Source organism: Persicimonas caeni, from assembly GCF_006517175.1.
GTDB lineage: Bacteria > Myxococcota_A > Bradymonadia > Bradymonadales > Bradymonadaceae > Persicimonas > Persicimonas caeni.
The window spans coordinates 911,248-922,978 of record NZ_CP041186.1; the positions used below are offsets into that span (position 1 = coordinate 911,248).

Here is an 11,731-nt window from a genome sequence, read left to right on the forward strand (position 1 = left end):
CGAGGCTGCTCTACTTGCACCGCACCTCACCGGCGTCGAACTTCAGTAGTAATCAAAAGCATTTACCGATAAACGCACACGTATTATCAACGAGCACTGCTTCTGTCGGATGTTTCCGACTGTCATAGGATTGAGTTATGACCGAACGAAAGCTTTTTGGCACCGATGGTATCCGCGGTGTCGCCAACAAATATCCGATGACGCCTGAAGTCGCCGTCAAGCTCGGCCAGGCGATCGCCCACCACTTCAAGAAGGCCTCGCAGCGCAACAAGCCGCCGGGCCATCGCACGCGCATCCTCATCGGCAAGGACACCCGCCTGTCGGGCTACATGTTCGAGTCGGGGCTGGCAGCCGGCATCACCAGCATGGGCGCCGACGTCCAACTCGTCGGCCCGCTGCCCACCCCGGCGATCTCGTTTTTGACCACCGGCATGCGCTCCGACGCCGGCATCGTCATCTCGGCGAGCCACAACCCATTCCAGGACAACGGCATCAAGATCTTCGGCTCCGACGGCTTCAAGCTGCCCGACGCCGAAGAGGCCAAGATCGAGGAGATGGTCCTCTCCGACCATCCGCCCGCGGTCGACTCGACCGCCATCGGCAAGGCCACGCGTATCGACGACGCCACCGGCCGCTACATCGTCTTTCTCAAGAACACGTTCCCCAAAGATCTGACCCTCGAAGGGGTGCGCGTGGTCATCGACTGCGCCAACGGGGCCGCCTACAAGGTCGCCCCGGACGTGCTTCGCGAGCTTGGCGCCGAGGTCTTCGCCGTGGGCAACACCCCCGACGGCACCAACATCAACCTCGAGTGCGGCAGCACCCACCCGCAGGCGACCATCCAGCGGGTGCGCGAGACCCGCGCCGACATCGGCATCTGCCTCGACGGCGACGCCGACCGCGTCATTCTGGTCGACGAAAAGGGCAACATCGTCGACGGCGACAGCATCCTGGCGCTGGCCGCCCTCACCATGAAGCAGCGTGGCCTGCTCGCCAAAAACACGATGGTGGCCACCGTCATGAGTAATATCGGCCTCGAGATCGCGCTCAAGCGCCGCGACATCAAGGTCGAGCGCACCAAGGTCGGCGACCGCTACGTCGTCGAGAATATGCGCAAAAACGGCTACAACCTGGGCGGCGAGCAGTCCGGCCACCTGATCTTTTTGGACCACACCACCACCGGCGACGGCATGCTCGCCGCGCTGCAGGTCCTGGCGATCCTGCAGCGCGAGCAGCGCCCGTTCAGCGAGCTGAGCAAGGTGATGACGCCCTTCCCGCAGGTGCTGGTCAACGTGAAGGTGCGCGAAAAGCCCCCGCTCGAGACCCTCGAGAGCTTCCAGACCCAGATGGGCAAGATCGAAGAGGAACTCGGCGACGAGGGCCGCATCGTCGCGCGCTACTCGGGCACCGAGCCCAAAGCCCGCGTCATGGTCGAAGGCCCCGACGAGCCCACCGTACGCGGCTACGCCGAGGAGCTCGCCGCGTGCATCAAGCGCGACATCGGCGCTTGAGTTCGAGGGTTGGATTCTTGTAGGCCATGGGTGATGGCCTTGCAGGTGCGCAACGCCTGCTATTAGGGGCGAGGCCTGAACGACTGCCTCGCGTAACTACAATTTGAGGGTCGTTTCAATCACCACAAGAGCCGCATCGAAACGACTCCCTAATTGTTGTTCCGCGCGCAGTTCCGCGCCCCTAATAGCTGGCGTCACCCTCCTGCAAGGCGCCCAACGAAGCCATCACTCAGGAGCTCTACGATGTCCAGCAATCGCCCAAGACTCGGCGTCAACGTCGACCACGTCGCCACCATTCGTCAGGCGCGTGGCACCCACTACCCCGACCCGGTCGCCGCCGCCTCCATCGCGGAGCTCGCCGGCGCCGACCAGATCACCATTCACCTGCGTGAAGACCGGCGCCACATCCAAGACCGCGACGTCGAGGTGTTGCGCCACACGGTCGAGACGCGGCTGAACCTCGAGATGGCCGCCACCGAGGAGATGCTCGAGATCGCCTGCCGCATCCGCCCCGACATGGTCACCCTGGTGCCCGAAAAGCGCGAAGAGCAGACCACCGAAGGTGGCCTGGCCGTCGTCGAAAACCGCGAGCGCCTCGCCGAGTACTGCGAGCGCCTGCGTGAATCCGGCGCCTACCTGAGCCTGTTCATCGACCCGGACCTCGCCCAGATCGAAGCCAGCGCCGAGCTCGGCGCCGAAATCGTCGAGCTGCACACCGGCGACTACTGCGAAGCCGCCAGCGAGTTCACCAACAAGCTCACCCCCGCCGAATTCGACCGCGACGCCGAGCTCCAGAAGCTCGTCGACGGCGCCAAACGCGCCGCCGAGCTCGACCTCGTCGTCGCCGCCGGCCACGGCCTCGACTACAAAAACGTCCTCGACGTCGCCGCCATCCCCGAATTCGAGGAGTTCAACATCGGCCACTCCATCGTCGGCCGCGCCGTCCTGGTAGGCTTCGAACGCGCCGTCCGTGAAATGATCGACGCGCTCGCTCTGGGCCGAAACGGTTGAGACCAGCGATATGTTCACCACGGAGGACACGGGGAGCACGGGGAAAGGCCTCTCTTCTTCTTGCTCCTCCGTGGCGACCATCACGCATCGAACCCTCACAGCAAAGCACAGCCTTTGCCTTTCTCCGTGCCCCCCGTGCCCCCTGTGGTGAACCCCTATGGCGACCATCACGCTTAGAACACTCACAGCAAAACACAGCCTTTGCCTTTCTCCGTGCCCCCCGTGCCCCCTGTGGTGAACCCCTATGGCGACCATCACGCTTAGAACACTCACAGCAAAACACAGCCTTTGCCTTTCTCCGTGCCCCCCGTGCCCCCTGTGGTGAACCCTTACGAGGAGATCCAAATGAAACTCGTCACGCCCGAGCAAATGCGCGAGATGGACCGTCGCACCATCGAAGAGGTCGGCATCCCCGGCATGGTTTTGATGGAGCGTGCCGCCCTGGGCGCCGTTCAGACGTTGTACGAGCACTTGCCTCAAGGCGCGCTCGGCCAGATTGGCTTTCTGTGCGGGGGCGGCAATAACGGCGGCGACGGCCTCGCCATGGCGCGCATGGTCGCCAACGACGGGTATGCGCCCGTCGTGGTGATGATGAGCGACCCCGACTCGATGCAGGGCGAAGCCGCCCAGAACCTCGAGATCGTGCGCAACCTCAACATCCCGATCGTCGAGCTGGGCGATTGCGAGCCCGACGAGGTGTTCGCCGCGCTCGACGATCTCGGCTACTGCCTGGCGTGGTGCGACGCGCTGCTGGGTACCGGGCTCGATCGCGACGTCGAGGGCCGTTACGCCGAGGCGATCGAGTTTTTGAACCACCAGCCGTTTGTGTTCGCCGTCGATATCCCCAGCGGCGTGCACGGGCGCACCGGCCAGAAGATGGGCGTGGCGGTCGCGGCGGACGCCACGGCGACCTTCGGGGCCGTCAAACAGGGCCAGGCGCTCTACCCGGGCCGCGATCTGTGCGGCGATCTGCACGTGATCGATATCGGCATCCCGCCGTGGGTGATGAGCGAGGTGGGCCGCTCGGCCGACCTGCTCGACGAGGCGTGGACCTTTTTGCGCATGGCGGCCCGGCCGGAGGACTACCACAAGGGCAAGAGCGGAAAGCTCCTGATCTTAGCCGGCAGCCACGAGAAGACCGGCGCCTCGCTTCTGGCCACCCGCGGTGCGCTGCGCTCGGGCGCCGGTCTGCTCACCGTGGGCACCCACGAGGCGGTGATCCCGCACATCGCCTCCACGATCAACGAGGCGATGGCCGCCCACATGCTCTCCGACGTGCCCGACGAAAACTGTGAGGAACGCCTGCGCGAGTTTCTGCAGGACATGGACGCCGTGGGCATGGGCCCGGGCATCGGCACCTCCGACGGCTCGCGCCAGGCCCTGCACGCCGTGCTCGAAAGCGACGTCGACGCCGCCGTCTTCGACGCCGACGCCCTCACCCTGCTCGCCAAAGAAGACGACTACGCCAAGCTTCGCGGGTTCGCCCAAGACGCCACCGTCGTCCTGACCCCGCACCCGGGCGAAATGTCCCGTCTGTGCCGCTGCGAGATCTCCGAGATCTTGGCCGATCCCGTCGGCAAGGCGACCGAACTCGCCGACGAGACCGGCGCCACGATCGTGCTCAAGGGCGCGGCCACCGTCGTCGCCTCCCCCAACGGCCGCGTGGGCATCAACAGCACCGGCAACCCGGGCATGGCCACCGGCGGCGTGGGCGACGTGCTCACCGGCATCCTCACCGCACGACTGGCCGAAGGAAGCGAAGCGCCCTTCGACGCCGTGTGCCTGGCGGTGTATGCTCACGGAGCGGCGGGAGACCTCGCCGCCCAGGAACTCGGCGAGCGCGGCATGGGCGCGGTCGATCTTGCAGAAGCCCTGCCGCAGGTGTGGAAACAACTCGCCGAATAATGCCCCTCGAGCGGCTCGAGACAGGCATGGGTCACCTGCAAAACCTGCCGAGCCTTGTCTCTTCAGTGATTTTCACGTATCAGCAAGTATATCCAATCGCGACAGTTCGACCCCGACAACGCGTTCTGCGAGAGATCACCTCGATCTCGAGGCGACCGTTCGAAAGCCGAATTTTTGACCGATTGGTCTTCATTAAGTCTGAGTACTGAACCTGAGGAGTCTCGAGATGAATTCGAAGTTGATCACGTTGTTGCTCGTCGCTTTTGTCGCGTTCCCCCTGGCCGGATGTGATAAAAAGGCCGAAGAAGGCGGTGAGAAAGCCGGCGAAGAGCAGGCCGCTGCTGAGGAAGCCGGCGACGAAGAAGCCAAAGGTGAAGAGGAGGCCAAAGAAGAAGAGGCCGCCCTCACCGCCGAGCAGTTCGCCACGAAGCTGACTCCGACCGCCTGCGAGGCGATCGACCAGTGCAAGAACGAGAAGATCAAGTCCGCCACCAGCACCATGGTGATGTTCGCCGGCGGCATGATGGCCATGAAGGACAAAGAGCTCGCCAAGAAGCTCGAGCCGATTGGCAAGAAGCTCAAAGAAGAGAAGCGCTACTACCTCAACGAAGGTGAGTGCAACACCGTCTTCGGTGCCTTCACCCAGGGCTCGGGCTTCGACCCGAAGGCCCTGACCGCCAAGGTCGGCAAGACCATCGAATTCGACGCCGCCAAAGCGCAAGAGTGTCTCGACAACATGAAGTCGATCGACGCGTGCGAAAAAGAGGTCAAGCTCGAAAAAGAGCTGAAGATGCCCGAGATCGACAAGGTCATGAAAGAGGCCAACCTCGAGCAGAGCCTGGCCGCGTGTGAAGCCGCCATCGTCGGTAAAGTCGCCGAAGGTGAAGCGTGCGAAGAGGCCTACGAGTGTGCCGGCGAAGACATGAAGTGCTCGGCCGCCAAAGACGCCGAGCCCAAGGAAGGCGAAGAACCCAAGAAGACCTGCCAAGCCAAGATGGCCAAAGCCGCCAAATAATTGGCTTTTGACCAGCCCCACGTAGGTCTTCGCAGCCCGATGCCATCGTCAGGATGAGCCGTAACGTAGTAGTAAAGCGCGTCATGAACTGGATGAGCATCGGGCTGCTTTTTGCCCTTGTGGCAGCCTGCTCCGATCCCTACGAGGAGACAGGCCCCGCCGACCTGATCGAGGTCGGCCAACTCTGCACGCCGTCGACCGACGGCTGCCCCGACACCACCCGCCTCGAGCGCACCAGCGCCCTGGGCGCCAACCGCCTCGACTTCAAATTATCCAACGAAGGCGACGCGGTCGCCGAGATCTCCGTGGCGGCGCTTCCGCCCGCCTCCGCCCCCGCCTCCGACGTCGGCGACGCCGGCGACACCGGCCCGAACTTGCCCGCCGTCGAACTCGTCTCTCGAAGCTACACCCTCGAACCGGGCGAATGGATCGCCGATCGCTTCGTGCAGGAGGCTCTCTTCACCCGCGCCGCCTTCGACATCGAACTGCGCTGCGACGGCTGCACTGCCCGCCTCGACTACGCCCTGGGCTCCGAGCCCCTCGAATGCCGCGCCGACGACGACTGCAGCGGCGGCTGGCTCTGCCGCGAATCCGTCGGACGCTGCGTCGAATGCCTCGACGACAACGACTGCGCCGAAACCCAGACCTGCTCGCTGACGACCTACCGCTGCGGTCCCGACGAAGCCAGCGGCTGCGCCCAAGCAAGCCCCGGCGCCCCCCTCGACGCCCCGGTTCCGCTCGCTCTGGGCGCGCTGCTTTTATGCGCACTCCTCCTTCGCCACCGCCGCCACGCCCCCCACCTCCTCGCCCTGCTCGCCGCCGGCGGCATTTTCGCCACAGCCTCGACCGCCCGCGCCGAGCCCCCCCGCGCCGCCTTCAACCTGGGCGTCGGCTCACGCTTCCTGACCGGCGAGCTCGGCGCGCAGACCGAGCGCGGCATCGGCATCAGCGTCTCCCAGGAGCTACGCACCACCTACTTCGGCGGCCGCGTCGAGCTCGGCGCCAGCTACTTTTTGACCACCCAGGACGCCCCGCCGCTCTCCCACGAACTCGAGATGTACTCGGTCGCCATCGGCCCGCAGGCCTATATCCCCGCCGGACCTTTCCAGCTCGTCGTCGGCCTCGACTACCGCCACGTCGGCCTCGTCTCCAACAGCCTCGTGCGCTTCACCGGCCCCGACGTCAACTACGGCGCCGCCGGCGGCTCGGTCGAAGTCCGCTACCGCCTCGCGCCGCTGGAGCTCATGCTGCGCGGCGGCTACCACCCGGTCTTCGGGCTCGACAGCGCGCTCTTCTCGATCGATCTGGCGGTGGGATTGGCGGCTGAATAGCTGCCTTCGGTTCGTCCCCGCCCCCAGCTTGTGTGGTCGTCCACCGATGGCCTTGCCGAAAAGTAGCGCCATCTAAATGGGGCGCGCTGGACAACGCGCGATAAGGACATGAGGGCTGCGAATTGCGGCGCCCAGCTTGTTGTGAGCAGCGCCACTCAGGCCACGGCGACCCGAACTCGCGAACATGCAACCCCTATGTCCTTAACGCCCGCTGTTCAGGGCGCCCCATCTAGCGGGCGTTGCTTCTCTGCAAGGCCTCCAGTGTTGCCCGACCGCGGTCCTCTCACGCGTCTGCCCGATCTGCCTCGCTGCCCTCCCCTTCAATCGAACTCACTTCCAGCTCACGCACTGCCAGCGCCCAATCGGTGATGGCCACGAAGAAGCCCGTGACAGCCATAACCGGAAGGTCGAAAAAGAACGTGCCAAGCCACGCGGTTTCTGAACTCCCACTGCGACTCGCCCCGAAGAGCTCGATGGCGTAAGCGAACTTCAAGACCGCAAAGGGACCCAAAATGCGCAAGAGGCCAACCACGACGGCCTTTTTCGTTTCTCCGTGGTGGAAATGGAGAGAGGGAGCCCCCAAACCGAAGAGGCCGAGCCCCAGAAAAAACAGTGGCTCGGAGGCATAGCCGGTCACCAGCAACGCCAAAGCCGCGCAGTCAGCTAAGAACAGCTGCCAACCGTACCAGCTGACTTTGCGCTCCGAATACTGCGTATCGGTGTTCATGTGTGCCCCTCATCAGTTCATAGGGTCCGCTCGGCATGCGATCGTGCTGTGGTTCGTCTTATAATTGCAACTAATCGGCTCAACACGGACAAGGCGTATATTTATTCGAATGCGGTTGCACGATTGACCGCTCGTCAAGACGTCGTACGTCGACCACGCGGGGTCGATAAAAATAATCCACGTGAAGCAATTGCCTTAGCAACAGCCACATCTCACGCCCCTCATTGTTCCACGTGGATCATGCAGCCCACGACGCTTGCGCACGAGGACAAGATGTTCTCGCACCGAAAAAGGGGCCGACCGAGGCCCCCGCTTGTGTGGTCGTCTAGCGACAGCCTTGCAGGACAGTAGCGCCACCTAAATGGGGCGCTACTCCTCGGCAAGGCCTCTCGCCTACTGCTCCTCCGTCGTCTCCTTCGTCTCCCCCTCTTTCGTCTCCCCCTCTTTCGTCTCCCCCTCCAACGTCTCCTCCAACGCGTCGGCCTTCTGGCGCAGCTCTTTGGCCTTCGCCTCGGCCTCGGCGGCCTCCTTGCGCATCTTTTGGAGCTTTTCAGCCGGCGTGGGCTCGGGGGCTTTGTCGGGCTCGATGAGGGTGTACTTGAAGGTCAAAAGCAGGTTGTTCTGGATTTGGGTGGCGTCCAACAGCTGCGGATCTTTGAGCACGTTGAGCTTGTAGTTGACGCCCAGCCACTCGACGACGGCCATCTCGAGGCCGGCGTGCAGGCCCCAGCGCATCAGCTCGAGGGCGTCGCGGTCCTGGTCGTCGTTGTTCAAGAAGGGAATCAGCGCGCTGGCGCCGGCGCGGTAGGTGAATTTGCCCGAGCCGAGCTTGCCTTCGACGCCGGTGAATCCTTCGAGGCCGCCCTGGTAGACGTTGTCGAGCTCGACGAGTTCGATGACGTCGGTGGCGTCGTCGTCCTTGTTGGCGATGACCCCTCTCGCGAAGGTCTCGCGGGCGCCGGCGCCCAGGCGGATCTTCCAGGTGATCTTGTCACCACGCACCGGCTCGGCGAACACGCCGACCGACTCGTTGAGCGTGAGCGGCTCGAAAGACTCGGACAGCTCCACCTCGGTGACGCCGGTCAGCGTCTGGGTGGTCCCGTCGAGCCTGGCGATCGCGTAGTCTTTGGGCTCGGCGGTCACGATCGTGGTGTCGAACAGGCTCGACTCGAGGTTGAACCGAGCGAAGGGGCCGAGCCAGTCGAGGGCGAAGTAGTTGTAGAGGCTCTCGTAGTCGATCTGGTCGTTGCTCTTGACGAAGCGCTCCAACGACGGAGTGCGCGCCCAGCTCTCGTTGACCGTGAGCGTGTTCTGCCACAGGTTCCGCCCGTGGATATACTCCAGGCCGCCGGTGACCCCGAGGCTGAACAGCGTCGAGAAGCCGTCGATCTCGCCGACGACGTCCTCGTTCTGGGTCACGCTGACGCTCGCCGCGGTCGACAACGTGGCGTCGAGATTCTCTTTGTCCTTCTTATTTTTGACCTGCTCGGAGGTCACGTACTGGGTGACGTCCTCCGATTTGACCTGCGCCTGCGCCGTCGCTCCGGCGAACAGCCCCCCGACAATAACTCCCGCAAAAAGGGCCCTGCGGCCCGCCATCGTACTTCTCATCTCGATGCCTCAATGTTGAACTAAGATTTGTCGCGGGCGCGACCCTAGGCAAAAGAAAAGGAGCAGACAACCGAAACCCTCGGCCGCCGCTCCTCAACGCTGTCGCACTCTTTTTCTCTCTTACTCTCTCACTTCTTTACTTTTTTACTTCTTTACTCTTTTGCTCGCTCTCAGCTCTTGTCGCGCAACGCCCGCAGCCGCTTTTTGAGCTCGCGTTTGCTGATGACGCGCGCCTCGACGAGCAGCTCGCTGACGACCTGGATGACCTCTTTTTGGTAGGCGACGCGCCTCTCGAGGCGGCGAAGCTGCTTTTCGTGGGCGCTCACGATCTCTTGGAGGGTGCGCTCGCGCGGCTCCTCACCCTCCTCTTCGTCGAACAGGTCGAACTCGTCGGAGTCGCTCTCGCCGGTCTCCTCTTCGTAGCGGCTGAACACGCCGCTGACCTGCGGCTGGTCGAAGCCCCAGGCGCCGCCGCCTCCGGACGAGAGGTTGGGGTCCGAGCTGACCAGCTCCGGCCCCGACGTCGGCGAGGCCGGCGAGGCCAGGTCGTCCTGGTCGTCGGCGCCGTCGAGAAACGAGTCGAAGTCGTCTAGCGCGCGCGTAATCGGCCCGCCGTGGCTGTCGGTCATCGAGTTCGACTTCGTGCTGGCCTTATTGTTGTTGGCCTTCTTCTTGGTGATCCCAGCCATCGGCGCGTCGGCCCCCGCCGGCGCCTCGGGCTCGTTCGAGGCCTCCGAAGCTTCACTCTCGTCGTCGAGATCGATGTAGTCGAACTCGGCGGTGACGGCGACGTCGCTCAAGAGGACCTCGTCGTCCTCACCGCCTTTGTTGGCCGCTTTTTTGGATTCTTCAAGCACGTCAGCTTCCAATGTATCGTAGATGGACTCGGAGTTGCCGTCGCCCCGGGCGCGGGGTTCGTTTTCGCTCTGCTCGTCCATAGAGTCGTGTCACCGTGGGCGGATTAGGCAAGTTGAGGTTCCGCGAGCTGCAGCGTACTCCAGCGCTCTAATACCGCGATGACGTCGGCCCGCGTCCCCCGTAATAGGACTCGTCTGACGTCATTCTGGAGTACCAAAGATTTCACACATCGATGTTAAAATCAACGCGATTGCTGTTGTTTCAACCCGCCGAGCATTGTTGAGAAAAGAGCCACGAAGAATACAGTCGCAGGCATTGGCGAAGTTGCCAGCGGTGCTGATTGTGATACACCAGCGTTTGGTACGACACTCAGCAGTGCAGCGGTCAGGACGGCTTTATGAATATCGTCATCGTAGGCATGGGAGAGGTCGGGCGCCACATCTCGGGCGTCCTGGTCGGCGAGAATCACAACGTGGTCATCGTCGATCTCAACGAGCAGGCGTTGTCGGCGGCCGAGGAGACGATCGACGCGATGGTCCTCAAGGGCCACGGCGCCAACCTCGACACCCTGCGCGAGGCGAACGCCGGCACCGCCGATCTGTTCGTGGCCGTCAGCGACAACAGCGAGGCGAATATGCTCGCGGCGATTCGAGCCAAGAAGCTCGGGGCGACCAAGACGATCGCGCGCGTGAGCGACCCCGCCTACTTCGAGTCCCACCGGGGCATCGTCGCCGGCATGATGGGCATCGACCTGGTGATCAACCCCCAGGCGCTCATCGCCCTCGAGATGCACAAGATCGTGCGCAGCATCAACGCGGTCGCCGTCGAGGACTTCGCCGACAACCGCATCGAGATGATCCAGTTGCCCGTCGAAGACGTCACCCTGGCGATCAACCGCCCGCTGCGCGACGTCAAGTTGCCGTCGAATACACTTATTGCCGCGCTCATTCGCAACCACGAGCTGCTCGTGCCCGGTGGCGACGACGCCATCTTGCCCGGCGACGAAATCCTGGCCGTGGGCCGCATCGACCAGATTCCGCAGGTCGAAAAGCTCTTCAAGCGCGAGCGGCGCAAGTTCACCAAACGCGTGGTCATCGTCGGCGGCAGCCTCGTGGGCAAGAACCTGGCTGCTGCGCTCGCCGAAGACGGCATCGAAGTGCTGCTCATCGACAAGGACCGCGACCGCTGCGTCGAGCTGAGCCACCAGCTGCAGGACGTGGTCATCCTGCACGGCGACGGCACCGACGTGCACCTGCTCGAAGAGGAGCGCATGGACCACATCGACGCGTTCGTGGCCGTCAGCGGCGAGGACGAGGTCAACTTGATGGCCAGCCTCCTGGCCAAAGACCTGGGCGCCGACCGCGTCGTCGCCATGGTCCACAAGCCCGACTACGGCCCGATCATCGAGCGGCTGGGCATCGACTCGTTCTTGAGCCCGCGCCTCGAAGTCGCCAAGCAGGTCCTCAAGTACGTGCGCGCCGGCGAAGTCGTCGGCATCACGCCCATCCTCGAGGGCCAAGGCGAGTTCTTGGAGTTTATCGCCCCCACCGACGCGCGTATCGTGGGCAAGCCGCTCAAAGACGTCGACTTTCCCAAGGGCGCCAATATCTGCGCGGTGGTCAGCCAGCGCGGCGCGCTCGTCCCCAGCGGTGAATACGTCATCGAGCCGGGCGACCGCGTCGTGGTCTTCACCATCCCGAAGAACCGACGCGCCGTCGAAAAGGCATTCCAGAAGCCCCGCTTCGGCATTCTGTAGGTCGTT

The 11,731-nt window shown here is 63.6% G+C and carries 9 protein-coding genes; 6 read left to right on the forward strand and 3 right to left on the reverse strand.

Annotated elements, in window-relative coordinates; genetic code table 11:
- Positions 1–137: 137 nt before the first annotated feature.
- From glmM to FIV42_RS03495, 5 genes are all read left to right on the forward strand, one after another.
- The gene (gene glmM / locus FIV42_RS03475) at positions 138–1,511 is read left to right on the forward strand and encodes a phosphoglucosamine mutase (RefSeq protein WP_141196328.1); all 1,374 of its coding nucleotides are present in this window, start codon (positions 138–140) and stop codon (positions 1,509–1,511) included.
- Between the two features lie 243 nt (positions 1,512–1,754).
- Positions 1,755–2,522 carry a pyridoxine 5'-phosphate synthase gene (locus FIV42_RS03480; RefSeq protein ID WP_141196329.1) on the forward strand — a complete coding sequence of 256 codons (768 nt, stop codon included), beginning with the start codon at positions 1,755–1,757 and terminating at the stop codon, positions 2,520–2,522.
- A gap of 345 nt (positions 2,523–2,867) precedes the next feature.
- Positions 2,868–4,427 (forward strand): NAD(P)H-hydrate dehydratase, encoded by a 1,560-nt coding sequence (locus tag FIV42_RS03485; protein WP_141196330.1) that lies wholly within the window; start codon positions 2,868–2,870, stop codon positions 4,425–4,427.
- Between the two features lie 226 nt (positions 4,428–4,653).
- Positions 4,654–5,442, forward strand: a complete 789-nt coding sequence (locus FIV42_RS03490; RefSeq protein ID WP_141196331.1) for a hypothetical protein — start codon at positions 4,654–4,656, stop codon at positions 5,440–5,442.
- Positions 5,443–5,525: 83 nt separating this feature from the next.
- Positions 5,526–6,773: a hypothetical protein gene (locus FIV42_RS03495; RefSeq protein WP_141196332.1), complete on the forward strand. Its 1,248-nt coding sequence runs from the start codon at positions 5,526–5,528 to the stop codon at positions 6,771–6,773.
- 283 nt (positions 6,774–7,056) lie between these two features.
- Here FIV42_RS03495 and FIV42_RS03500 read toward each other — a convergent pair whose 3' ends face one another.
- The 3 genes from FIV42_RS03500 to FIV42_RS03510 form a co-directional block, all read right to left on the reverse strand.
- A complete protein-coding gene (locus FIV42_RS03500) occupies positions 7,057–7,500 on the reverse strand; it encodes a hypothetical protein (RefSeq protein ID WP_141196333.1) in 444 nt (147 codons plus the stop codon).
- 393 nt (positions 7,501–7,893) lie between these two features.
- Positions 7,894–9,099, reverse strand: coding sequence for a DUF3078 domain-containing protein (locus FIV42_RS03505; RefSeq protein ID WP_141196334.1), 1,206 nt, complete (start codon positions 9,097–9,099; stop codon positions 7,894–7,896).
- 182 nt (positions 9,100–9,281) lie between these two features.
- Positions 9,282–10,049 carry a hypothetical protein gene (locus tag FIV42_RS03510; RefSeq protein ID WP_141196335.1) on the reverse strand — a complete coding sequence of 256 codons (768 nt, stop codon included), beginning with the start codon at positions 10,047–10,049 and terminating at the stop codon, positions 9,282–9,284.
- Positions 10,050–10,366: 317 nt separating this feature from the next.
- On the opposite strand from FIV42_RS03510, the gene trkA reads away from it, so the two are divergent.
- Entirely contained in the window at positions 10,367–11,725 is a 1,359-nt protein-coding gene (trkA, locus tag FIV42_RS03515; RefSeq protein ID WP_141196336.1) for a Trk system potassium transporter TrkA, read from the forward strand.
- Positions 11,726–11,731 lie beyond the last annotated feature (6 nt).

Excerpts from the sequence above, each read along its gene's own strand:
- glmM (WP_141196328.1), top strand. The coding sequence starts at position 138 with ATGACCGAACGAAAGCTTTTTGGCACCGATGGTATCCGCGGTGTCGCC.
- FIV42_RS03480 (WP_141196329.1), top strand. The coding sequence starts at position 1,755 with ATGTCCAGCAATCGCCCAAGACTCGGCGTCAACGTCGACCACGTCGCC.
- FIV42_RS03485 (WP_141196330.1), top strand. The coding sequence starts at position 2,868 with ATGAAACTCGTCACGCCCGAGCAAATGCGCGAGATGGACCGTCGCACC.
- FIV42_RS03490 (WP_141196331.1), top strand. The coding sequence starts at position 4,654 with ATGAATTCGAAGTTGATCACGTTGTTGCTCGTCGCTTTTGTCGCGTTC.
- FIV42_RS03495 (WP_141196332.1), top strand. The coding sequence starts at position 5,526 with ATGAACTGGATGAGCATCGGGCTGCTTTTTGCCCTTGTGGCAGCCTGC.
- FIV42_RS03500 (WP_141196333.1), bottom strand. The coding sequence starts at position 7,500 with ATGAACACCGATACGCAGTATTCGGAGCGCAAAGTCAGCTGGTACGGT.
- FIV42_RS03505 (WP_141196334.1), bottom strand. The coding sequence starts at position 9,099 with ATGGCGGGCCGCAGGGCCCTTTTTGCGGGAGTTATTGTCGGGGGGCTG.
- FIV42_RS03510 (WP_141196335.1), bottom strand. The coding sequence starts at position 10,049 with ATGGACGAGCAGAGCGAAAACGAACCCCGCGCCCGGGGCGACGGCAAC.
- trkA (WP_141196336.1), top strand. The coding sequence starts at position 10,367 with ATGAATATCGTCATCGTAGGCATGGGAGAGGTCGGGCGCCACATCTCG.